Source organism: Cupriavidus sp. KK10, from assembly GCF_018223725.1.
In the GTDB taxonomy this organism is placed as follows: Bacteria; Pseudomonadota; Gammaproteobacteria; order Burkholderiales; family Burkholderiaceae; genus Cupriavidus; species Cupriavidus necator.
On sequence record NZ_CP073677.1, the window covers coordinates 3,073,142 to 3,095,114 of the forward strand.

Consider the following 21,973-nt stretch of genomic DNA (forward strand, 5'->3'; position numbering starts at 1 on the left):
TGCCCTACTGTGGTCGTGCTTTCGCTACGCAGGCCGTGCGCTGACATAGCCGGGTTCATAGACGCGGCGATGGGCAAGCAATGCCCAGGCGGTGCGCGCCATCTTGTTGGCTAGCGCGACGATGGCAACATTGGTCGGGCGCCTGACCAGCAGGGCCTCAGCCCAGCACGGGCGCCGCTTCGAGCGGGTCAGCACGATGCGTGCGCCATGGGTCAGCAGTTTGCGCAAATAGGGATCGCCACGTTTGCTGATATGGCCGAGGTGAACCTTGCCGCCGGTGCCACTCTGGGTTGGTACCAGGCCCAGGCTGGCCGCGAAGGCTCTGCCTGAGCGGTAAGCCTGGGGAGATCCCATGGTGGCAACCAGGGCCGTGGCGGTGATCGGGCCAATTCCCGGAATCGCATCCACACATTGGGCGGCAGGCTCGGCTTTTAGCCATGCAGCGATCTCTTGCTCGGCCGCGAGGATTTCAGCGTCCAACTGCCTGAGTCGCTGTAACTGGCGCGACAACAGTCGCCACAAGGGAGCCGGGATGGTTTGCTCGATCTCGCTCAGTCGGGTGACAAACTGCGCCATGGCTGCCTTGCGACCAAGCACGAAGTGCAGGCCGTATTCGCCCAGCAAGCCGCGAATCTGATTCACTTGCCGCGTGCGGCTGTCGACTAGTTCCGAGCGAATTCGGTGCAATCCAAGTAAGGCTTGCTGTGCCTCAGTCTTTACCGGTATCGGTCGCATCCCAGGTTGCTGCGCGGCTGTCCAGATCGCGCGCGCGTCGGCCGCATCGGTCTTGTTGGTCCGCACGAACGGTCGCACGTACTTTGGGTGGAGCAGGATGGCTTCATGGCCCAGGCTGATAATCTTTCTTGCCCACCAGTGCGCGCCGCCACACGCCTCCAGTACGAACTTGCCGGGGGTGCGATTGCTCAGAAAGGAAATCAGTTGGGTCTTGCTGAGGCGCCGGCTGTGCGTCTCGCCCGTCTCTGGGTCGACCCAGTAGAGTTGGAAGATCGACTTTGCAAGATCCAGCCCATATGTCGTAGCATTCATTTGGGCTTACCTCAAGTGATGGTTCGGATCTTCACTTTGGCACATCGATGCCGTCGGTCAAGCGAGAGACCCTCATCGTGGAACCCCCGCTAGCGTTACTGACGGGCGGTGTTCATTCCATCTCCCCTGCCTAAAGGCCTGAGCTTTACCCACATCCTATGGACCTGAACTGAAGATGCGGAACATTTCGGTAATCTCGTGGAGGACGAAGAAGCCTCGCCAGATAACCGTGGCGCCAGGCGGAGGATCACTGCGGCGATTCAGGTAGCCACCCAGCGTGGCGATCCACAGTACTGCCTGATTCAGCGATGGCACTTTGTCCGGTGGCCGGGTGGTTCGGTGTACGCGGCAATACAGAGCCTGCCATTCGATGGGCTGAAGGACTACCTCGCAGGGCAACTCGCCATCAGGGCGAGCCAGTAGAGTCGTGTACAGAATGCGCCAGGCGATTACGGCAAACAGGGAGGTGGCCCGCACGAAGCGTTCCAGTGTACCGAATTGGCGGGCCTCGATACGGCAGCCACTCTTGAGCACACGGTGCCAGGTCTCGATGGTCCAGCGCCGCGCATACCACTGAAGCCGCTCAAGAGCCTGCTCAGGCGAGTGCGTGGGCACCGAACTGAGTAGCATCCATTCGAGCGGCTCGATACCGGCGGGCGGTTCGTCCTCGATGACATGCACAGCGAAGACATTCTGCTCGGGCAAGCCAGCCCGCGTCTGAGGTGGTTGCAGGCGAACGGGCGCGTATCGCAGCGTCAGGCGGGCCGTGCGTAGGGTGCGTGCACCTCTGGCCGGAATCAGCAACTCGGTGTAACCTGCCGCAGGGGTGTCCAACACCGCTTGCCAGAGATAGCGCTGGGGATGGCGGGCACAGCGATTCCATGCTGCGCGCACCAGCCAGTCCACTCCGTCTGGTCGCTCGGCAGCAAACAGTTCATACACATCGCTTTCGCGATCTCCGATCCCTACCAGTTGGGTCTGTGCACAGCGCGACTTCAGTCGCAGACAGATGGGCAAGACCCTCGATCCACTTAGCGCTTTCTTTCTCGTGGACGGGTCGGGACTTGCGCTGCGCAGCACTACCTTTGGTTGCTTCAGCGCGTGTCCACGTCTTCATGCCCAGCACCCCAAGCGGCAGCCCCTCTGGACTGACTGCCAGCAGGCTGTGCATCAGGAAACCACGCTCATTGCCACCGGTACAGCGACCTAAGCCCTCTGTGGCGTGCAGGTGCGTCAGATTGAATTCGGTCGTATCCTGTATTGCCAGCACCACTGGCAACTGTTCCATGCGGTGCAACGTCTGTGCAATATGCGGCGCCAGCACGCCGTTGGTATCGACCTGATCGTTATCGAAGAAGCGGTAGGCCGCCTTCAGTTCAGCTGGTGACAGGGCCTGGGGGAGCGAAGTGTGTGGACTGATGGCCAGCTGCCGGGCCAGCGCGACCAGTCGCTGCGACAGGCGAGCATCGCCGAGACTCGCCTCTGCGAATTCTTCGCTAGCCCAGTCTGCCGTGTCGTCTCTGATCGCCAATCCGCTGCAACAACATAAATAGGATGGGCGAAAGTTAACACCGCTCAATCCAGTTTACAACCGGATTTGTGGGTAATCCTCAGGCCTAAAGGCAGGGGATTCCCACACCTGGCGATGCACGTCCGCATCGGAGAATGTTTAACGCAGCATTGGTATCACGGTCATGCACGACACCACATCTACTGCAGGTCCACTCTCTTATTCGCAGTCCTGCGATACCTTTCGGCCGCGTCGTGCTGTCCTTCGAACCGCACGCCGAACAGGACTGGGTAGAACCGCTTTCGTTCACTTCCTCAAACGTGGCTCCGTGCGCAATCGCTTTGTAGCGGAGCTTGTCCCGGAAGGACGACCAGGATGCGTCGTAGACGCTCTTCGCCATCTTGGTTTTGGCGAGTTTCAAAGCCGACACGTTGCCGACCGCGATGTAATCGAAGCGCCGGACGAGCTCGAGCGCAAGCTTGTGCTGGAAGTCGGCGCGGGCATTCGCCACCTTGGCATGCAGCTTGGCAATATGCCGCTTGTGCTTTCGCGCACGCTGCGCCTTCGCCAGTCGTTCGGCGGCATGCCGGCCAAACCGGTCATTGGGGAGCTTCTCGCCGGTCGAAAGCGTCGCGAAGTCCTTCAAACCAAGATCGATGCCGACGCCAGTTTGAATCGGGCGTGCCGGCATATCAGCAACTTCTATCACGATGTTGAGAAACCAGTTCCCGCGCGAATCCTGCGCAAAGTTGCTGCCGTCCCTGACCTTGCCTTCGGGCAACAGGCGACTATTGAAAACGCGGAAGGTATGCCCGGCAAAGCGAAACGCCTCGCCCTCTCGTTTCAAATCGCGGCCCTTCATGGGCACCCATCCAAGGCTCTTCCTACCGCGGTATCGCAAGTAAGGACGGCGATGCTGGCTGCGCGATTTCGCGTACTGCTCGCATGTCGCGTTGACCGTGCCGGAATGGATGCCGAGTTCCTTGCTGCTGCCCGTGGTCAGCACGTTCAGATCGAACCCGCTCGGCCACGTCTTCCCCCATTTGAGCGCGTGCTTCTGCGTGTCATTGCAGAAGTTCCAGACGTAGTTCACCGCGCGGCTCTGCTTGTTGAGCAGGCCGTTGAGCGACTTCACCCGGTAGCGGTAGACACGAATCATGCCGCTCATTCTAACGTGGGAATGCCGCCTCTCGGCGGCGCTCCTTTCACTCCCCGCCTTGAATGGCGAGGTTTCTCGGAGCAAATCTGATGAACGAACTGGGCGTCAAGGGATTAGGTGAAATCGCGTTAGTGGGCGTGGCGCCGGCCGTGGCCAACGCTGTGTTCCACGCAACCGGAAAGCGCGTGTGGGAGCTGCCGATCCGCATCGAGCATCTGGTCGAGCAATAGTCCGCGCACGGGCCTGCCCTTGCTGTTTTCGTGATCCCGGACTGGCGTTATGATGGCCGCATTCCCAACCTCTGGTTGCCAGTCATGGACAAGGCCCGTGTCCTCACCCTCTTCCTCGGCGTGGTGCGCGCCGGCAGCTTCCATCGCGCCGCGGTGGAGGCTGGCGTCACCCCGCAGGCCGCCAGCAAGGCCGTGCGCACGCTGGAGGACCATCTCGGCGTGCGGCTGCTGCACCGGACCACGCGCAAGCTCAGCCTGACGGAAGAAGGCGCACGCCTGTTCGAGCTGGCCGCGCCGGGCATGCGCCAGCTCGACGAAGCGCTCGAGCAGGTCCGCAGCAGCAAAAGCGACGACGACGGCCTGATCCGCCTGACCGCTCCGCCGTCGCTCGGCAGCCGCGTGCTGATCCCGCTGGTGCGCGGCTTTCGCGAACAATACCCCGGCATCGCCTTCGATGTGGTGCTGAGCGACCTCTTCACCGACCTGGTCGAAGCCAAGATCGATGTCGGCTTCCGCGTCGGCACCAGCCCCGGCCAGAACCTGGTGGCGCGGCGGCTGTGCGACCTGCCGCTGGTCATCTGCGCGGCGCTGGATTACCTGGCGCGGCACGGCGAGCCGGCCACCCTCGACGACCTGCTGCAGCACCAGTGCACGGGCTTCCGCCGCCCCGCCACCGGGCGCATGGTGCCGTGGGAGCTGCAGGTGGACGGCGACCTGATCTACCAGGAGGTGCCTGCCGTGGCGAGCTTCAATGACGTGGAAACCGAGGTCGAAGCGGTGCGCGCCGGCATGGGCATCGGCCAGCTGCCCGCCTACATGATCCACGCCGACCTTGTCAGCGGGCGGCTGAAGGCGATCCTGCCGGGGTACAGCAGCAGCAATATCGGCATGTACATGTACTACCCGCATCGCAGCCAGATGCCGGTGCGGGTCCGGCGCTTCATCGACTTTGTGGTGGAGGCGGGCCGGGGCGCGGAGCAGTCGCTGTCGCGCCTGGTCGGGATCGTGCCCTGAGCCTGCTACCCCGCACTAGCAACCGTAAGTTGCTAGTGAAGCGCCATTCCACTCCCTAGTGCGACGTCCGCTCCACGCCTAGATTGGTCTCAACGGCGGCTGCACGGCGCCATCCCCGGAACCACACCGGGATATGCGCAGCACCCACCGTCCGCCTCATTCTTCGATGACCAGTCTCCAGGAGCGACATCATGATTGCCCAACTCGCACGCACCCTTGTTCCCGCCGCCATCTCGCTGGTGGTCGCCGTCTCCCCCCAGAACGCCAATGCCGCGCCAGCCGGCAACAGCGCGCCCGCCAGCGTGGCAGCGCGCACGCATGACGTGTTCACCGACGGCCAGCGGCAGGGCAGTTTCGACACCTTCTCCGAAGGCGCGCATAACCGTGGCGCCGCCGCGCTCGTTGCCGGCCTCGACCGCGGCGAGGTCTCGGCCACTCCGCGGCGAAAGTTCGATCCGTACACCGATGGTGCCCGTGCGGTCGAAGGCGATCCGCGCCCGCGCGGCACGGCGTTGAATGGCGCATCGGCGTGGGTGTGATCGCCCGCTCCGAAGTCGAGGCAACGCGGCAGCGCAAGACCTGAACGGCTGACTCCGGCCCCAGACAAAGCGCCTTTCCAGACATCTCATTCTGGCCCTTCGCTTGACTTTTTCTCAACCGAAAACGCCGGAAATATCGTTTGTCGCGCAGGCCGACGACGACAACTATTACGCCAAGGCCAACCCACAGGAGACAGCCATGTCAGACCAGCCCTATCCGCTCTGGAGCGCGGAACCCGTTCCCCACCTGCTTGCCTCGCGTGATCGTGCCACCGGCGAGTGGATCTTCCCGGCGCTGCCCGCCGACTCGCCGCTGGCGGACGGCCACGAAACCGTCGCCATCACCGGCACGGGCGTGCTCTACAGCTTCACCGTGATCCACCCCGCGCCCAAAAGCGGGCAGCCGCCGTATGCGCTGGGTTATGTCGACTTCGTCGGCCCGGTGCGCATCTTCGGCCGCCTGCAGGGCACGGCGCGTCCGGTCATCGGCGAACGCTACGCGCAGCGGCATGACGCCGGGCTGGGCTATGTCTTCGAGGCCGTCACAGCCTGAACGATCGAGAAAAGGAAAGGTAAGCAAGATGCAAGACATCTATATCCACGGCGGCGCGATGACGCCGTTCGGCCGCCACCCCGGCGTGCTGGCGCCGGAACTGGCGCAACAGGCGATCCTCAAGGCGCTGGCCGATGCCGAGGTGCCGGCCGGGCGCATCCAGGCGGTCTACTGCGCCAACGTGCTGGGCGGCATGATTCTCGGCCAGCTGATCGTGCGCGACCTGGGGCTCAAGGGCATCCCGGTCTACAACGTCGAGAACGCCTGCGCCAGCGGCGCCACCGGCGTGCACCTGGCACGGCACGCGCTGCTGGCCGGGCAATACGACACGGTGCTGGTCTTCGGCATCGAGCAGCTGACCGCGCTCGGCGGCGGCACCATCCCGCTGCAGCGCAATGACCAAAAGACCGAGCTCTATGCGAAGTCGGGCATGGTGCTGCCCGCGGTGTATGCGATGCGCGGCACGCGTTTTCTGCACGAGCGCGACGCCAATCCTGCCGACCTCGCCGAAGTGGCCGTGAAGAACCGCTACCACGGCTCGCTGAACCCGTATGCCCAGCAGCGCAAGACCACCACGGTCGAGGAAGTGCTGGCCTCGCGCATGATTGCCGACCCGCTGACGCTGCTGCAGTGCTGCCCGTCGCAGGTCGATGGCGCGGCGGCGGTGGTGCTGAGCACGCGCCGCCCGGCGCAGGCGCGGCCGGTGAAGGTGCTCTCGTCGGTAGTGGTGTCGGGCATGCGAGAGGAGGCCGACGACGACATTCTCGATGCCGAGATCACCGCGCGCGCTGCGCGCCAGGCCTATGAACAGGCCGGTCTCGGCCCGCAGGACGTCGACGTGGTCGAGCTGCACGACGCCTTCACCATCGCCGAACTGCTCTACTACGAAGCCCTCGGCCTGGCACCGCGCGGCGACGCCGTGCCCCTGCTCAAATCCGGCGCGACGCGCCTGGGCGGGCGCGTGCCGGTCAACCCGAGCGGCGGCCTGCTGGCCAAGGGCCATCCGCTGGGCGCCACCGGCGTGGCGCAGATGGTCGAGATCCTGTGGCAGCTGCAAGGCCGCGCCGGCGAACGCCAGGTGGCGGATGCGCGCATCGGCCTGACGCAATGCACCGGCGGCGGCATCGCGGGCGTGGACCACGCCGCCTCTTCCGTCCATTTGCTGGGAGTCTGAGATGGGCACGCAACGCTTCGATCCTTCCCATGTAGCCGTGGTCACTGGCGCCGCGCGCGGCATCGGCCTGGGCATCGCCACGCAACTGGCCCGCCAGGGGCTGGCCGTGGCCCTGCTCGACCGCGACGCGGCCGCGCTCGATGCCGCCGTCGGCGCGCTGGTCGCCGAGGGCTTCAACGCCATTGGCGCCAGCGTCGACCTGACCGACTCGGCAGCGGTCAACGACGCCTTCGCGCAAGTGCAGGCGCGGAGCGGCCGCGTCGACTACCTGGTCAACAACGCCGGCGCGGTCCGCGACATGCGTTTCCTGAAGATGACCGACGAGGACTGGGACCTGGTCATCGATACCAACCTGCGCTCGCAGTTCCTGTGCTGCCGCGCGGCGCTGCCGGGCATGGTCGAGCGCGGCTACGGGCGCGTGGTCAATATCTCGTCCCGGGCCTGGCTCGGCGGTTTCGGGCAAGCCAACTACTCCGCAGCCAAGGGTGGTGTGGTCAGCCTGACGCGCTCGCTGGCGATCGAGTTCGCGGCCAAGGGCATCACCGTCAATGCGGTGGCGCCGGGCATCGTCGATACCCCGCTGTTCCGCGGCTTTACGCCCGAGGTGCAGGCACGGCTGCAAAAGTCGGTCCCGGTGCAGCGCATCGGCACCGCCGACGACATCGCCAACGCGGTCAGCTTCTTCCTCGATCCGCAGTCGTCGTACGTGACCGGGCAGACGCTCTATGTCTGCGGCGGGCGCAGCCTGTCGTCGCCGAGCGTATAAGGAGGCCGCCATGACCGTACGACTCCACACCGAAGGCGCGGTCGCCGTGCTGACGATCGACCGGCCCGAGGCGCTCAATGCGCTGGACGTGACCGCGCTGCGCGAACTGCGCGCGCATCTCACCGAAGTGCGCGACCGCGACGACCTGCGCGTGGCCGTCCTGACCGGCGCCGGCACGCGCGCCTTCTGCGCAGGCGCCGACCTGAAGGGCACGCGCAGTTCGCCCGCCACCTACCCGGAAGCGCTGTTCCGCGCGCCGGAGCAGGCGGCCGACCTCGGCCTCTATATCCGGCTGATGGACCTGACCGACCTGAGCCTGTGCAAGCCGCTGATCGCTGCCGTCAACGGGCATTGCCTCGGGGCCGGGCTGGAGATCGCGCTGCAATGCGATGTGCGGATTGCGTCGGAGCGGGCGAGCTTCGGCCTGCCCGAAGCCGCGGTCGGATCGATCCCCGCCGTTTCCGGCCTGCATCGCCTGCTCAAGGCCGTGCCGGCGGCGCATGCGATGCAGATGGTGCTGACCGGCGAGCGGATCGATGCGGTGCAGGCCGCGCGCATTGGCCTGGTCACCGAGTCGGTGGCGCCAGCCGCGCTGCTCGACCGTGCGCTGACCATCGCCACCTGCATCGCCGCCAATGCACCGCTGGCGGTTCAGGCAGTCAAGCGGCTGTCGCGCCAGACCAGCCACCTCAGCGAAGCCGATGCGCAGCAGCTGACTGAACTCTACTGGGGCGTGCTGCGCGATACCGCCGACCGGACCGAAGGCCGGCAGGCATTTGCCGAGAAGCGCCAGCCCCGCTACACGGGCCGCTGAGCGTTTGAAAACACACACACACAGGAGACAAAGCATGACTCGCATTACCCGATTCGCACGCCTGGCGCTGGCCGGCATGCTGGCAGCCACCGCCCTGGGCGCGGCGGCACAGGCGCCCTTCCCCACGCAGAAGCCGATCACCCTGGTAGTGCCGTTCGCCCCCGGCGGCGGCAACGACATCCTGGCGCGGCTGATTGCGCCCAAGATGGGCCAGTTGCTGGGCCAGACCATCGTCATCGAGAACAAGCCCGGCGCGGGCGGCAACCTTGGCGCCGACTACGTCGCCCATGCGGCGCCGGACGGCTATACGCTGGTGATCGCGTCGAGCCAGGTGACGATGAACCCCTTCCTCGGCACCAAGATTCCGTTCAGCATCGAACGCGACTTCGAGCCGGTGGGGCGGATCGCGTCGGTGCCAATCATGCTGGTCGCCAACCCCAACCAGCCGTTCCGCACGCTGCAGGACTTTATCCAGTACACCCGCGCCAACCCCGGCAAGCTCAGCTATAGCAGCCCGGGCAACGGCACGCCGCAACACCTCGCCGGTGAAGTCTTTGCCAAGCTCAACAAGACCGAACTGCTGCACGTGCCCTATCGCGGCACCGGGCCGTCGATCACCGACCTGATGGGCGGCCAGGTGCAGATCTCCTTCGCCACCTTTGCCTCGGCGATCCAGTACGTGCGCGCCGGCAAGCTGCGCGCGCTCGGCATCGCCGGCAAGACGCGCACCGCGCTGATGCCGGACCTGCCGACCTTTGCGGAAGCCGGCATGGCCGGCTACGACGCCGAGCTGTGGTACAGCCTGCTGGCGCCGGCGCGGACGCCCAAGCCGGTGGTCGACAAGATCAACGCCGCGCTGGTGGCGGCGCTGAAATCGCCTGATGTGGCGGAGCAGATGGGCAAGCAGGGCTTCGAGCCGCAGGCATCATCGCCGGCCGAGCTGAAGGCGTATATCGGCAAGGAGATGGCGCGCTGGCAGCGCCTGATCCGGGACAACGGCATCAAGGTGGCGCTATGAACACGCATACCGAAAGCCATGTCCTGCCCGCCACGGACAACCCGCTGCTGGACTACCTCGGCATCCGCCTGGCCAGCGTCGGCGACGGCCGCTGCACCTTCGAGCTCGATCTCGAGCCGCGCCACCTGAACCGCCAGGGCAGCGTGCAGGGCGGCGTGACTGCCACGCTGCTCGACGCAGCCTGCGGGTACGCCGGGCTGCCCGCCCGCCGTGACGGCGCGCTCGGCCACGCGGTCACTGTCATGCTGACGATCAGCTACCTCAGCAAGGCCAGCACGGGCCGGCTGCGCGCCACGGCGCAGGTCACCCGTGCCGGCATGAGCCTGTACTTCGCCTCGGCGGAGCTGACCACCGATGCCGGCGTGCTGGTGGCCACCGCGCAAGGCACATTCAAACGATCCCGCACCCTTCCGGAGGCATGACATGTTGCGCGACGCACTGGACGGCCTGACCGTCATCGACTTCACGCAGATCGGCGCCGGGCCGACCTGCACCATGCTGCTGGCCGACATGGGCGCCAGGGTCATCAAGGTGGAGCCGCCCGGCGGCGAACTGGGCCGCGGTCTGGGACCGGGCTGGCTCGGCGACGACAGCGCGCTGTTCCACGGCTTCAACCGCAACAAGCTGGGCGTGGCGCTCGACCTCAAGTCCGCTGACGGCGTGGCCGTGGCACGCCGCCTGATCGCGGGCGCCGACATCGTGGTGGAAAGCATGCGCCCGGGCGTGATGGAGCGCCTCGGCCTCGGCCATGCGCAACTGGCCAACGCGCACCCCGCGCTGATCTACTGCTCGATCTCCGCCTACGGGCAGGAAGGGCCGCATGCGCATCGCGCCGGCGTCGACGGCATCATGCAGGCCGATTCCGGCCTGATGAGCCTGATCGGCCTGCCCGACGGCGAGCCGTGCAAGGTGCAGGCGCCGGTGGTCGACGTGACGACCGGTTACGTGGCCTGCGTGGGCGTGCTGGCGAAGCTCGCGCAGCGGGCGCGCGACGGCCTGGGCGGCCATCTCGACGTCAACCTGCTCAATGCGGCGCTGGCGCTGCAGCAGTCGTCCATCACCAGCTATTGCGCCGACGGGAAACTGCCGGAACGCGTGGGCAGCGCGGCACCCTACTCCGCGCCCAACCAGGCCTTCCGCACCGCCGATGGCTGGGTCATGGTGGCCGCCTATATGCCCGAGCGCTGGCGCCGGCTGTGCGATGTAGTGGGCCGGCCCGAACTGGCCGACGATCCGCGTTTTGCCACCTCGCCGCTGCGCGTCGCCAATCGCGCGGCAATGGTGGAGGCGCTGACCAGTGTCTTCATCACCAGCACGACCGACACATGGCTGGCGTTGCTCCAGGACGCCGACATTCTGTGCGCCCCCGTGGCGACCTACGAGGACGTCATGGCGCATCCGCAGGTGGCTGCCAACCGCATGGTGCAGCGCGTCCGGCACGACACCCTGGGCGAGATCCGGATGCCGGGATTCCCAATCAACAGCGCTCAGGAGAACGCATTGCCATCGCGGCCGGCACCGGCTTGCGGGCAGCATACGCAGGCGGTGCTGGGCGAGCTTGGCTACAGCCGCGACGAAATCGCCGCGCTGTCGTCACGGGGCGCTATCCACTGCGGCGATATCGAGGAGAAGCGACACGTGGTCGCGGCGGCATCGTGAGCGCGCTCAACCCTGAGCGTCAAACTGCGCCAGCAACCACTGCCGGAACACCGCCATGCTCGCGCTTTCCTTGCGATCGGCGGGCGTCAGCAGGTAGTAGGTGAAATCGCCCATGTCCACGGTCTGGCGGAATGGCGCCACTAGCCGGCCGGCGTCGAGATCCGCCGCCACCAGGAAGCGCTGCGCGATGGCAAAGCCCTGCCCTTCGACCGCGGCCGCATAGGCCATGGCCGAGCTCTGGTAGGTCATGCCGCTGTGCGCATCGACCTGCCCCTCCGCGCGCGCGGCCTTGAGCCAGTGGGCCCAGTCGTCGGGCCGCGCGATCGAGTGCAGCAGGGTCTGGTGCTGCAGGTCAGCGGGCTTCTTCACCTTCGGCCCGCCCTCCAGCAGCCCTGGGCTGCATACCGGCACCAGGATGTTCGACACCAGCCGGTAGGTATTCACGCCGCTCCACTTGCCGTCGCCCAGCCGGATCGCGCCGTCGATGTCTTCCTTGCGGAAGTCGACCGGATCGAGCGACGCCGTCAGCAGCACCTCGATGCCGGGATTGGCGGCATGGAAGCTCGACAGCCGCGGGATCAGCCAGCGCATGGCAAAGGTGGTGTAGGCGCGCACCTTCAGCTGCTTGCGCTTGGCGCGCTTGCTCAATCGCCGCGTGGCCTCGCGCAGGTCGTCCATCGCCTTGGTCACGGCGCGGTAGTAGTCCTCGCCGGTGCGGGTCAGCGAGATCTGCCGGTGGCCGCGATGCAGCAGCTGCACGCCCAGCCCCTCCTCCAGCGCGCGGATCTGGCGGCTGACGGCGCCGGGCGTGACGTGCAGCTCCTCGGCAGCCGTGGTGATGCTGAGGTGCCGTGCGGCCGCCTCGAAAGCGCGCAAGGCGTTCAGTGGGGGCAGTTTGTCCATGCCGGCGAGTCTGCCACACGGTTGAGGTTTGCTCAATCGACGCGCTGGCTTTTCATTCACAACTAGTAGTTGTTATTGAAACTCGATTACGCCGCCTAGTGTTGCGGGCATCGCCAGCCTAAATTTGTCTCCGTGGCCCCCGCCATCAGACATCGCAGTCAAACCGAGCACCCTGAAAGGAGATTCACCATGTCCGCCAACACCACCAGCACCACTGTCAACGCCACCAGCAAGGTCTGGTTCATTACCGGCGCTTCGCGCGGCTTCGGCCTGGAACTGACCCGTGCCGCGCTGGCACGTGGCGACCGGGTCGTCGCCACCGCGCGCCGCCCGGAAACGATCACCGCCGCACTGGGCGAACACGCCAACCTGCTGGGCGTGGCGCTGGACGTCACCAGCGAAGCCCAGGCCATCGCCGCCGCCGGGGCCGCCGTGGCCCGCTTCGGCCGCATCGACGTGCTGGTCAACAACGCTGGCTACGGCCTGCTCGGCGCGGTCGAAGAGGCCTCCGCGCAGGAAGTCGAGCAGCAGTTCGCCACCAACGTGTTCGGCGTGCTCACCGTGACGCGTGCCGTGCTGCCGCAGATGCGCCGGCAGCGCAGCGGCCGCATCCTCAACATCTCGTCGATCGGTGGCTACGCGGCGTACCCTGGCTGGGGCGTCTACGGCGCCACCAAGTTCGCGGTCGAGGGCCTGACCGAAGCGCTTGACGCGGAACTGTCGCCGCTGGGCATCCGCGCCACCGTGGTCGAGCCGGGCTTCTTCCGCACCGACTTCCTCGATGCCAGCTCGCTCGTGCGCGTGCGCACCGAGATCCCGGCCTACGCGGAAACGGTCGGCGCAATGCGCGAGCACATGACTTCGGCGAACCACCAGCAGCCCGGCGACCCGGCCAAGCTGGCGGCAGCGCTGCTGACGCTAGCGGACAGCGAAACCCCGCCAGTGCGCCTGCCGCTGGGCTCGGACACGGTCTACCGCATCGCCGAGAAGAACCGCAAGGTGGAAAGCGAACTAGCCGCGTGGCAGGCGCTGGCGGTGTCGACCGACCACGACGACGTGCGCCGCTGATCTTTGCTGCGGCGCACCAGCGCACGGTTTGCTGCAGTGCAGGCAAGCCGTGCGACCCGCGAAACAAAGGCCGGCCGAGCGCCGACCTCGCCACTTGCGGGCCATCTTGCGTCCGGCATTGCACGGTGTCGGGCATCCGCGTATGTCGCTTCCGGCGAATTTCGCCAATAATGCCCTGAGAGTCATTGCCGGACGAACCGAGAGCCAACATGCACGATAGTCCCGATGCCATCCGCACCGTCGCCCTGCTCGGGCACGCGGGGTGCGGCAAGACCTCGCTGGCCGAGGCACTGTTGTACAAGGGCGGTGCCGTGCACACGCCCGGCAGCATCGAACGCGGTTCCACGGTGTGCGACAGCGATCCGTTGGAGCGCAAGTACAAACGCTCGCTGACGTCCGCGGTCGCCCACCTGCACTACCGCGACACCCGCATCTACCTGGTTGACACCCCCGGCTACCCGGACTTCTCCGGGCTGGCGATCAGCGCACTGGCGGCGGTGGAAACCGCCGCCATCGTCATCAATGCGCAGACCGGCATCGAGATGACCACGCGCCGGGCCATGGCCTGGGCGCAGGCGCGCCAGCTGTGCCGGATGATCATCATCAACGGCATCGACGGCGACAAAGTCGACCTGCCCGCGCTGCTGACGGAGATCCAGGAGGCCTTCGGCAAGGAATGCCTGCCGATCAACCTGCCGGCCGACAACGGCAGCAAGGTGGTTGACTGCTTCTTCAATCCGGCCGGCGAGTCGGATTTTTTATCTGTGCCCTCCGCGCACGATGCGCTGATCGACCAGGTCATCGAGATCGATCCCGAGCTGATGGAGCTGTACCTGGAACAAGGCGAGGCGATCACGCCGGAGCAGCTGCACGCGCCGTTCGAGCGCGCGCTGCGCGAAGGACACCTGGTGCCGATCTGCTTTACCTCGGCGGCGACCGGCGCCGGCATCACCGAGCTGCTGGATGTGTTCGTGCGGCTGCTGCCCAATCCCACCGAGGGCAATCCGCCACTGTTCTATCGCGATACGGGTGAAGGCAGCGAGAACCGCAAGGCCGTGCGCGCGGAGCCCGTGCCGGACAAGCATGTGCTGGCGCACGTCTTCAAGATGGTCGTCGATCCCTATGTCGGCAAGCTGGCGGTGTTCCGCATCCACCAGGGCACGATCACGCGCGACAGCCAGCTCTATATCGGCGAAGGACGCCAGCCGTTCAAGGTGGCGCACCTGCTGCGGCTGCAAGGCAAGGAGACACAGGAAGTGCCACGCGCCGGGCCGGGCGATATCTGCGCGGTGGCCAAGATCGATGAACTCGGCTTCGATGCCGTGCTGCACGATGCCACCGAGGACGGCGATATCCACCTGACGCCGCTGGAATTCCCCACGCCGATCTACGGACTGGCGATCGAGCCGGCACGCCGCGGCAACGAGCAGCGGCTGGCGGAGGTACTGCACAAGCTGAGCGCCGAAGACCCGTGCCTGCGCGTGGAGCATCCGGCCGGCACCAACGAGACCGTCGTGTTCGGCCTGGGTGAGTTCCACCTGCGCTGCGCGCTGGAGCGGCTGACCGAGCAATACAAGGTGGAGGTGGTGACGCGCCCGCCCAAGATCGCCTACCGCGAAACCATCGGCGGCAAGGCCGAGGGCCACCACCGGCACAAGAAGCAGACCGGTGGCGCGGGGCAGTTCGGCGAAGTGATGCTGCGCGTGGAGCCGCTGTCGCGCGGCGAGGGCTTCGACTTCGTCGATGCGGTCAAGGGTGGCGCGATTCCCGGCCAGTTCATTCCCGCCGTGGAAAAAGGCATCCGCCAGGTGCTGGACAGCGGCCCGCTGGCGGGCTTCCCGATGCAGGACGTGCGCGTGACCGTGTTCGACGGCAAGAGCCATCCGGTCGATTCCAAGGAAGTCGCGTTCGCGACCGCCGGACGCAAGGCGTTTATCGACGCGGTGCTCAAGGCCAGGCCCAGCGTGCTGGAGCCGATCGTCGATATCGAGGTGACGGCGCCGGGCACCGCCATGGGCGACATCATCGGCGACCTCTCCACCAAGCGCGGCCAGGTCCATGGCACGCGCACCGCGGCCGGCAACGCCGTGATCGTGGCCGGCCAGGTGCCGCTGTCCGAGCTCAATGACTACCAGTCACGGCTGAACAGCATCACCGGCGGCCACGGCAGCTATACCATCCAGTTCAGCCACTACGACAACGTGCCGCCGGCGCAGCAGGACAAGATGGCATCGAAGCACAAGGCGCAGCAGGATACGGATTGAGGGGTTCGCGCCCGCGGCTGCATCTAGTACGTTTCCAGATGCAGCCGCCCTTCCCGCTTCAAGCCTTCAGCCAGCGCCTCCCACTGCAGCCCCGCCTGCTGCGCTACGTCCCGCAGCGCCAGCACCACGCCCTCTTCCATGCTCTTGAGCCCGCACACATAGAAGTACGTGTCAGGGCTCGCCAGCAGTGCCGTCAGGTCCGCCGCGCGCTCGCGCATCAGGTCCTGCACATAGCGCTTGGGCTGCCCCGGCGTGCGCGAGAACGCAAGGTTGATGTCGATGAAATCCTTGGGCAGGTTCTGCAGCGGGCCGAAATAAGGCAGCTCCTCCTGCGTGCGCGCGCCGAAGAACAGCATCAGCTTGCCGCCATCGAACTTGCCGGCCTTGCGCAGGCGCCGGCGCCATTCGGTCATGGCGCGCATCGGCGCGCTGCCGGTGCCCGTGCAGATCATCACGATGTTGGAGCGCGGGTGGTTGGGCATCAGGAAGCTGGCGCCGAACGGTCCGATCACTTCCACCTTGTCGCCGACCCTCAGGTCGCACATGTAGTTGGAGGCCACGCCGCGCACCGAATTGCCGTCATGGTCCTGCAGCACGCGCTTGATCGTCAGCGACAGGTTGTTGTAGCCGGGACGCTCGCCGTTGCGCGGACTGGCGATCGAGTACTGGCGCGCATGGTGTGGACGACCGCTGGCTTCAGTGCCCGGCGGCACGATGCCGATGGACTGGCCTTCCAGCACCGGGAATGGTGTCGCGCCAAAGTCCAGCACGATGTGATGCGTGTCGTATTCGCGGCCGACTTCAGTCACGCGCACATTGCCGGTCACGGTAGCGGTGATGGTCTGGTTGGCGGACTTGGCGCCGTACAGGTTGGTGTAGGCATGCGCTGCGGACCACGGCGGCACGGTGGCGCCGTGGCGGGCGCTGTTGACGGCGTCTTCACCGGTGCCGGCCAGCGGCGACGTGGCGGGAATCTCCGGCGCGGCGGTCTGCATCTCGGCGCCGGGTGCCAGGTCGGCCAGCTGCTCGGGCGTCAGTTCTTCCGGCAGCGTGTCCCAGGTGAGTTGCTCTTCGATGCTGTAGGCGCGCAGCTTCGGCATGGCGCGCCAGTTGTCGATCGAGCCCGTCGGGCACGGGGAAATGCAGGCCATGCACAGGTTGCACTTGTCGGCATCGACCACGTAGTTGCGCGAGTCGTGCGTGATCGCGCCCACCGGGCAGGTCGCTTCGCAGGTGTTGCAGCGGATGCAGATCTCGGGATCGATCAGGTGCTGCTTGATGACTTGAATTTCTGCCATGTCCATGGCGGTCTCCACAGAATCAGGGGCGTTCGGGGTGAGGGTCGTTGTTGCAGCGGCGCTTCATGGACGCGCCAGCCCTCTCCCCCGGCCCCTCTCCCGCAAGCGGGAGAGGGGAGCAAACAGGGAGCAATGGGTAAGACCGTGGCTCAATTGAAGCGCACGTATTCGAAATCCACCGGCTGGCGGTTGATGCCCATCACCGGCGGCGCGATCCAGTTGGCGAACTTGCCCGGCTCGACCACGCGGCCCATCAGGCTGGCGACAAAGGCGCGGTCGCCTTCGCTGGGCAGCCACTGGTCGCGGAAGTCGCGCCATTCGGCATCGGAGATCACGCGGCCGTCCGGCGAAACCTTGACGCCGGCCAGCGCGCCGATATTGCGGTGGAAAGCCTTGTGCGGGACCTTCAGGCGGAACGGGATGCCGGCCTTCTCGATGACCTTGTTCCAGCGCTCCACGCCGCCCATGCTGTCCTTGATGTAGTCATCGCGCAGCACTTCATTGAGTGCGTTGAGCATCGGCACTTCCTTCTCGGTCAGCTGGCCGTTCTGCGCCTGCAGGATGCGGTAGGTCTGGCCCTTGAGCACGTGGTCGTCCATGCGCTTGCCTTCTTCGTAGCGGCCCTTGAGGCCGGTGCTGTAGAAGGTGGCGGCGTTGCTCGACTCATCGGCGCCGAACAGGTCGATGGTGACGCTGTAGTGGAAGTTCAGGTAGCGCTGCAGCGTCGGCAGGTCGATCACGCCGGCCGCGCGCAGCTTCGCGGGCTCGTCGGTCTTGAGTTCGCTCATCACCTGGCAGGTGCGCTGGATCACGCGCGACACGCCCGATTCGCCCACGAACATGTGGTGCGCTTCCTCGGTCAGCATGAACTTCGTGGTGCGTGCCAGCGGATCGAAGGCGCTTTCGGCGAGCGCGCACAGCTGGAACTTGCCGTCGCGGTCGGTGAAGTAGGTGAACATGAAGAACGACAGCCAGTCCGGGGTCTGCTCGTTGAACGCCTGCAGGATGCGGGGGTTGTCCTGCTGGCCGCTGCGGCGCTCCAGCAGCGCTTCACCTTCCTCGCGCCCGTCGCGGCCGAAGTACTTGTGCAGCAGGTAGACCATGGCCCACAGGTGGCGGCCCTCCTCCACGTTCACCTGGAACAGGTTGCGCAGGTCGTACATGCTGGGCGCGGTCAGGCCCAGGTGGCGCTGCTGCTCGACCGACGCCGGCTCGGTATCGCCCTGCGTCACGATGATGCGGCGCAGGTTGGCGCGGTATTCGCCCGGCACGTCCTGCCACGCATCCTCACCCTTGTGGTCGCCGAAATGGATCTTGCGGTTGGCCTCGGCCGGGTTCAGGAAGATGCCCCAGCGGTAGTCCGGCATCTTGACGTGGCCGAAGTGGGCCCAGCCCTGCGGATCGACGCTGATCGCGGTGCGCAGGTAAATGTCATGCTGGTGCGAGCCTTCCGGGCCCATGTCGTTCCACCAACTCAGGTAGTTCGGTTGCCACTGCTCAAGCGCGCGCTGCAGGGTGCGGTCTTCGCTCAGGTTGACGTTGTTGGGGATCTTGTCGCTGTAGTTGATGCCGGACATGGAGGTCTCCTTCAAAGAACGATTCGGTTGTCGTGTAAGGCTGGATCAGACGCGGTTCCAGTCGAAGGCGGCCTTGTCGCCCTTGCCGTAGACCTTGAGCGCACCCTTTTCGCCCACTGCGTTGGGGCGCTGGAAGATCCAGTTCTGCCACGCGGTCAGGCGGCCAAAGATGCGGGTGAACATGTTTTCCTGGCCGTTGAAGCGCAGATTGGCTTCCATGCCGGTCAGCGCATCGGGCGACATCGCCACGCGTTCTTCCAGCGCGATGCGCACTTCATCGGTCCAGTCGATGTCGTCGGGGTTGGCGGTGACCAGGCCGAGCGCATAGGCGGCATCGGCATCGAGCGGCTGGCCGGCCTTGGCGCGCACCGCGTCCAGCGCGGGCTGCTCGTCGTAGAAGCGGCGGCCCAGGCGGCTCTGGCCGGTGGCCATCGGGTAGAGGCCGAAGTTGACTTCCGCCACGGTGATCTTCGGTGCGCGCTCCTCGTCGTCCGGCAAGGCCAGGTGGTAGCTGCGGTCGCAGGCCAGCGCCAGTTCCAGGAAGGTGCCGGCAAAGCACGATTGCGGCTCGATCAGCGCGAACAGGCTGCGCGACGACACATCCAGGCGGCTCAGCATGCGGCGCAGCAGGCCGATGGTCTCGCGCACCAGCCAGTGGTCCTTGTGCGCCAGCAGCGTGGCGTCGGTGGCCAGCACCGCGGCGGCGTCGCCGCTGGTCTTGATCAGCCAGGTGCCGATGTCCAGTTCATTGGTGCGCATCGACAGGATCGCGTCTTCCAGTTCGCGCGCCAGTTGCAGCGGGTACCAGGCGGCGCCGGCTTCAACGATGTCATCGATGTTCTGCGGCTGCGTGCCCGTCGGCGCCTTGACCGTAAAGGTGGCGGTGCGGCCGGCGCGGTCGATCCCGATCGTCACATGCGTGTAGCGCAGCGCATCGGCTTCGATGGTGCGCTCGATCGGGGCAAGTGGCACGCCCTTGCCGTCGGCCGGGCGGTCGCTCTGCGCTGCCAGCGCCAGCGCGCGCTCCTGCACTTTCTGCGCGAACACGGCGGGCTTGGCAATGTCGTCGACCAGGCGCCAGTCCTTGGCACGCTGGCCGCGCACGCCTTCGGTGGTGGTGCAGAAGATGTCGGCCAGGTCATGGCGCACGTGGCGCTTGTCGGTCACGCGGGTCAGGCCGCCAGTGCCGGGCAGCACGCCCAGCAGCGGCACTTCCGGCAGGCTCACGGCCGACGAGCGGTCGTCCACCAGCAGGATCTCGTCACAGGCCAGCGCCAGTTCATAGCCGCCGCCGGCGCAGGCGCCGTTGACCGCGGCCAGGAACTTCAGGCCGCTGTGCTGCGAGGAATCCTCGATGCCGTTGCGGGTCTCGTTGGTGAACTTGCAGAAATTGACCTTCCACGCATGGCTGCTGACGCCCAGCATGAAGATGTTGGCGCCGGAGCAGAACACCTTGTCCTTGCCGCTGGTGACGACCACGGTGCGCACTTCCGGGTGCTCGAAGCGGACGCGGTTGAGCGCGTCGTTCAGTTCGATATCGACGCCGAGGTCGTAGCTGTTGAGCTTGAGCTTGTAGCCGGGGCGCAGGCCGGCGTTCTCGTCGATGTCCACCGCGAGCGTGGCGACGGGGCCGTCGAACGTCAGCTTCAGGTGCTTGTATTGGGTGGGGGCGGTCTGGTAGTCGACGCGGGGGGCGGTGGTCACGGCGGTGTCTCCTCTGCGAAACTGCACTATTTTGCACGAACAGGAATCTGGTGAGACGAACTATAGTTCATCAAGCAGAATTTCTGCAAGCAATATTGTGCAGATTTCTCAAGAGGTGCCGGTCACGGCCCGATGCCGCGTTATTGCGCCTCAGCCGTCACAACGGCATGCGCAGGGCCTGGCGTACCAGTTCGCGCAGCGCGGCAAATGTGGGTTCCAGCGGCTGCGCGCTGGTGTCCAGCGAGAACTCCGCCTTGGAATAGAAGGCCGCGCGCCCGGCCAGGATATGGCGCAAGTCCTCCATGGCCTCCTTGCTGGCCGCCATCGGCCGGAAGTCGCCCTGCTCGCGCACCCGCTCCATATGGTCTTCCGGCTCCGCCTGCAGCCAGACCGTGGTGCAGTGGGCCAGCAGCAGGTTGAAGGTGGCCGGATCAGAGACCAGGCCGCCGGGCGTGGCGATCACGGCCTCGGGATAGATCTGGATGGCTTCTTCCAGCGCGCGCCGCTCGTAGCGGCGGTAGGCATTCATGCCATACAGGCCCTGGATCTCCGAGATGCTGCAGCCGGCAAACTTCTCGATCTCGCGGCTCAGCTCGACAAAGGGGAAATCCAGGTCTTCGGCCAGCATCCCGCCCAGCGTGGTCTTGCCGGCGCCGCGCAGCCCGATCAGCGCCACGCGCGGGCTGCGCGCGGCCTGGCCGGCATTGTCGCCACCCGTGCCGAGCATCTCGCCCACGGCAACGCGCACGCGCCGCAGCGTGGCTTCGTCGCGGTGCTCCAGCAGCTCGCGCAACAGGATCCATTCAGGCGACGACGTGGTGACGTCGCCCAGCAACCCGGCCAGCGAGCACTGCAGCGCATCGGCAATGTGCTGCAGCACCAGGATGGAAGCGTTGCCGCTGCCGTATTCCAGGTTGGCCAGGTGCCGCTCCGACACGCCGGCGGCCTGTGCGGCGGCCTTTCGGGTCAGGCCGCGGCAGGAGCGCAGCTCGCGCACACGCTCGCCGAGCGTGACCAGGAACGGGTTCTTCTCGGTGCCGTTGGCAGCGCTTGCATCTGAATCATGGTGCAGGTCGGCTTCCGGGGTTAACCCAGCTTTATGCAATATAGTGCTTGACATGATTTCTGTGCGGCTCTATTTTTCGTACATGCACAATAATGCATGAAGCCAGTGATAGCAACTGGCGAATCAGACGGAGCCCCTCACCATGTCCCCCACAGAATTCCGCAGCCAGATCGCGCAGCTCACCGCGCAACTGGCAGGCCGCCCGCTGGATACCGCACTCGATGCCTGGCTCAATGCCGAACACGGCGCCGGCAGCCCCACCTACCAGCAACTGAAGGACGCATGCCAGGCCGGCGTGGCCGAAGGCTGGCTGTGCGACCGCGAAGGCGGCGGCATCCGCTATGGCCGCATCTTCAAGCCTGCCGACGACCTGCACGGCTTTTCCGTCGACGTGGTCGACATGCAGGACATTGCCGGCCCGCATCACACCCATCCCAACGGCGAGATCGACCTGATCATGCCGCTCGAGGGCGAGGCACAGTTCGACGGCCGCCCCGCCGGCTGGCTGGTGTGCCCGCCGGGCAGCGCCCGCCGCCCCACCGTCAGCAACGGCCGCGCGCTGGTGCTCTACCTGCTGCCGGAAGGCCGCATCGACTTCACGCGCTGAGAT

19 protein-coding genes and 2 pseudogenes are annotated in these 21,973 nt (G+C 66.1%); 13 read left to right on the plus strand and 8 right to left on the minus strand.

Annotation, left to right across the window (positions count from 1 at the left end; translation table 11 throughout):
* Window positions 1–24 precede the first annotated feature (24 nt).
* From KB879_RS14535 to KB879_RS14545, 3 genes and pseudogenes are all read right to left on the minus strand, one after another.
* The gene (locus KB879_RS14535; protein ID WP_211981887.1) at window positions 25–1,047 is read right to left on the minus strand and encodes an IS110 family transposase; all 1,023 of its coding nucleotides are present in this window, start codon (window positions 1,045–1,047) and stop codon (window positions 25–27) included.
* 156 nt (window positions 1,048–1,203) lie between these two features.
* Window positions 1,204–2,626: pseudogene (locus tag KB879_RS40380) on the minus strand (IS4 family transposase).
* 37 nt (window positions 2,627–2,663) lie between these two features.
* Window positions 2,664–3,716, minus strand: coding sequence for an RNA-guided endonuclease TnpB family protein (locus KB879_RS14545; protein ID WP_041228685.1), 1,053 nt, complete (start codon window positions 3,714–3,716; stop codon window positions 2,664–2,666).
* An 89-nt stretch (window positions 3,717–3,805) separates the two neighbouring features.
* On the opposite strand from KB879_RS14545, the pseudogene KB879_RS14550 reads away from it, so the two are divergent.
* The 10 genes and pseudogenes from KB879_RS14550 to KB879_RS14595 form a co-directional block, all read left to right on the plus strand.
* Window positions 3,806–3,946 (plus strand): annotated as a pseudogene (locus tag KB879_RS14550) (hypothetical protein); the annotation flags it as partial.
* 84 nt (window positions 3,947–4,030) lie between these two features.
* A complete protein-coding gene (locus KB879_RS14555; RefSeq protein ID WP_041228686.1) occupies window positions 4,031–4,960 on the plus strand; it encodes a LysR family transcriptional regulator in 930 nt (309 codons plus the stop codon).
* A gap of 191 nt (window positions 4,961–5,151) precedes the next feature.
* On the plus strand, window positions 5,152–5,499 hold the full coding sequence (locus KB879_RS14560) for a hypothetical protein (RefSeq protein ID WP_013953503.1): 348 nt from the start codon (window positions 5,152–5,154) through the stop codon (window positions 5,497–5,499).
* Between the two features lie 199 nt (window positions 5,500–5,698).
* Window positions 5,699–6,052: a Zn-ribbon domain-containing OB-fold protein gene (locus KB879_RS14565; RefSeq protein WP_041228687.1), complete on the plus strand. Its 354-nt coding sequence runs from the start codon at window positions 5,699–5,701 to the stop codon at window positions 6,050–6,052.
* 28 nt (window positions 6,053–6,080) lie between these two features.
* Entirely contained in the window at window positions 6,081–7,226 is a 1,146-nt protein-coding gene (locus KB879_RS14570) for a thiolase family protein (protein ID WP_013953505.1), read from the plus strand.
* Window position 7,227: 1 nt separating this feature from the next.
* Window positions 7,228–7,992, plus strand: a complete 765-nt coding sequence (locus tag KB879_RS14575) for an SDR family NAD(P)-dependent oxidoreductase (RefSeq protein WP_013953506.1) — start codon at window positions 7,228–7,230, stop codon at window positions 7,990–7,992.
* Window positions 7,993–8,002: 10 nt separating this feature from the next.
* Entirely contained in the window at window positions 8,003–8,806 is an 804-nt protein-coding gene (locus tag KB879_RS14580) for an enoyl-CoA hydratase/isomerase family protein (protein ID WP_013953507.1), read from the plus strand.
* Window positions 8,807–8,840: 34 nt separating this feature from the next.
* Window positions 8,841–9,824 carry a tripartite tricarboxylate transporter substrate binding protein gene (locus KB879_RS14585; protein WP_211981889.1) on the plus strand — a complete coding sequence of 328 codons (984 nt, stop codon included), beginning with the start codon at window positions 8,841–8,843 and terminating at the stop codon, window positions 9,822–9,824.
* Window positions 9,821–10,246 (plus strand): PaaI family thioesterase, encoded by a 426-nt coding sequence (locus tag KB879_RS14590; protein ID WP_013953509.1) that lies wholly within the window; start codon window positions 9,821–9,823, stop codon window positions 10,244–10,246. Before KB879_RS14585 ends, KB879_RS14590 begins: the two co-directional genes overlap by 4 nt.
* A gap of 1 nt (window position 10,247) precedes the next feature.
* Entirely contained in the window at window positions 10,248–11,483 is a 1,236-nt protein-coding gene (locus KB879_RS14595) for a CaiB/BaiF CoA-transferase family protein (protein ID WP_013953510.1), read from the plus strand.
* 6 nt (window positions 11,484–11,489) lie between these two features.
* On the opposite strand, the gene gcvA is transcribed toward KB879_RS14595, so the two are convergent.
* Window positions 11,490–12,386, minus strand: coding sequence for a transcriptional regulator GcvA (gene gcvA, locus KB879_RS14600; RefSeq protein WP_013953511.1), 897 nt, complete (start codon window positions 12,384–12,386; stop codon window positions 11,490–11,492).
* 189 nt (window positions 12,387–12,575) lie between these two features.
* On the opposite strand from gcvA, the gene KB879_RS14605 reads away from it, so the two are divergent.
* On the plus strand, window positions 12,576–13,454 hold the full coding sequence (locus KB879_RS14605) for an oxidoreductase (RefSeq protein WP_211981890.1): 879 nt from the start codon (window positions 12,576–12,578) through the stop codon (window positions 13,452–13,454).
* A gap of 209 nt (window positions 13,455–13,663) precedes the next feature.
* Window positions 13,664–15,718 (plus strand): elongation factor G, encoded by a 2,055-nt coding sequence (gene fusA, locus KB879_RS14610; protein WP_013953513.1) that lies wholly within the window; start codon window positions 13,664–13,666, stop codon window positions 15,716–15,718.
* A 23-nt stretch (window positions 15,719–15,741) separates the two neighbouring features.
* Here fusA and boxA read toward each other — a convergent pair whose 3' ends face one another.
* The 4 genes from boxA to KB879_RS14630 all read right to left on the minus strand — a co-directional run bounded on the left by boxA (window position 15,742) and on the right by KB879_RS14630 (window position 21,417).
* Window positions 15,742–17,022 carry a benzoyl-CoA 2,3-epoxidase subunit BoxA gene (gene boxA / locus KB879_RS14615; protein WP_013953514.1) on the minus strand — a complete coding sequence of 427 codons (1,281 nt, stop codon included), beginning with the start codon at window positions 17,020–17,022 and terminating at the stop codon, window positions 15,742–15,744.
* A 143-nt stretch (window positions 17,023–17,165) separates the two neighbouring features.
* Window positions 17,166–18,593 carry a benzoyl-CoA 2,3-epoxidase subunit BoxB gene (boxB, locus tag KB879_RS14620; protein WP_211981892.1) on the minus strand — a complete coding sequence of 476 codons (1,428 nt, stop codon included), beginning with the start codon at window positions 18,591–18,593 and terminating at the stop codon, window positions 17,166–17,168.
* Window positions 18,594–18,638: 45 nt separating this feature from the next.
* On the minus strand, window positions 18,639–20,297 hold the full coding sequence (boxC, locus tag KB879_RS14625) for a 2,3-epoxybenzoyl-CoA dihydrolase (protein WP_211981894.1): 1,659 nt from the start codon (window positions 20,295–20,297) through the stop codon (window positions 18,639–18,641).
* Window positions 20,298–20,454: 157 nt separating this feature from the next.
* A complete protein-coding gene (locus KB879_RS14630) occupies window positions 20,455–21,417 on the minus strand; it encodes a helix-turn-helix transcriptional regulator (protein WP_013953517.1) in 963 nt (320 codons plus the stop codon).
* 88 nt (window positions 21,418–21,505) lie between these two features.
* On the opposite strand from KB879_RS14630, the gene KB879_RS14635 reads away from it, so the two are divergent.
* Entirely contained in the window at window positions 21,506–21,970 is a 465-nt protein-coding gene (locus tag KB879_RS14635) for a DUF4863 family protein (RefSeq protein WP_211981896.1), read from the plus strand.
* Window positions 21,971–21,973: the final 3 nt, after the last annotated feature.

Coding starts and splice junctions, on each gene's coding strand:
- boxA (WP_013953514.1), bottom strand. CDS start 17,022: ATGGACATGGCAGAAATTCAAGTCATCAAGCAGCACCTGATCGATCCC.
- gcvA (WP_013953511.1), bottom strand. CDS start 12,386: ATGGACAAACTGCCCCCACTGAACGCCTTGCGCGCTTTCGAGGCGGCC.
- fusA (WP_013953513.1), top strand. CDS start 13,664: ATGCACGATAGTCCCGATGCCATCCGCACCGTCGCCCTGCTCGGGCAC.
- KB879_RS14585 (WP_211981889.1), top strand. CDS start 8,841: ATGACTCGCATTACCCGATTCGCACGCCTGGCGCTGGCCGGCATGCTG.
- KB879_RS14565 (WP_041228687.1), top strand. CDS start 5,699: ATGTCAGACCAGCCCTATCCGCTCTGGAGCGCGGAACCCGTTCCCCAC.
- KB879_RS14590 (WP_013953509.1), top strand. CDS start 9,821: ATGAACACGCATACCGAAAGCCATGTCCTGCCCGCCACGGACAACCCG.
- KB879_RS14560 (WP_013953503.1), top strand. CDS start 5,152: ATGATTGCCCAACTCGCACGCACCCTTGTTCCCGCCGCCATCTCGCTG.
- KB879_RS14535 (WP_211981887.1), bottom strand. CDS start 1,047: ATGAATGCTACGACATATGGGCTGGATCTTGCAAAGTCGATCTTCCAA.
- KB879_RS14545 (WP_041228685.1), bottom strand. CDS start 3,716: ATGATTCGTGTCTACCGCTACCGGGTGAAGTCGCTCAACGGCCTGCTC.
- boxB (WP_211981892.1), bottom strand. CDS start 18,593: ATGTCCGGCATCAACTACAGCGACAAGATCCCCAACAACGTCAACCTG.
- KB879_RS14595 (WP_013953510.1), top strand. CDS start 10,248: ATGTTGCGCGACGCACTGGACGGCCTGACCGTCATCGACTTCACGCAG.
- KB879_RS14555 (WP_041228686.1), top strand. CDS start 4,031: ATGGACAAGGCCCGTGTCCTCACCCTCTTCCTCGGCGTGGTGCGCGCC.
- KB879_RS14605 (WP_211981890.1), top strand. CDS start 12,576: ATGTCCGCCAACACCACCAGCACCACTGTCAACGCCACCAGCAAGGTC.
- KB879_RS14575 (WP_013953506.1), top strand. CDS start 7,228: ATGGGCACGCAACGCTTCGATCCTTCCCATGTAGCCGTGGTCACTGGC.
- KB879_RS14570 (WP_013953505.1), top strand. CDS start 6,081: ATGCAAGACATCTATATCCACGGCGGCGCGATGACGCCGTTCGGCCGC.
- KB879_RS14635 (WP_211981896.1), top strand. CDS start 21,506: ATGTCCCCCACAGAATTCCGCAGCCAGATCGCGCAGCTCACCGCGCAA.
- KB879_RS14630 (WP_013953517.1), bottom strand. CDS start 21,417: ATGTCAAGCACTATATTGCATAAAGCTGGGTTAACCCCGGAAGCCGAC.
- KB879_RS14580 (WP_013953507.1), top strand. CDS start 8,003: ATGACCGTACGACTCCACACCGAAGGCGCGGTCGCCGTGCTGACGATC.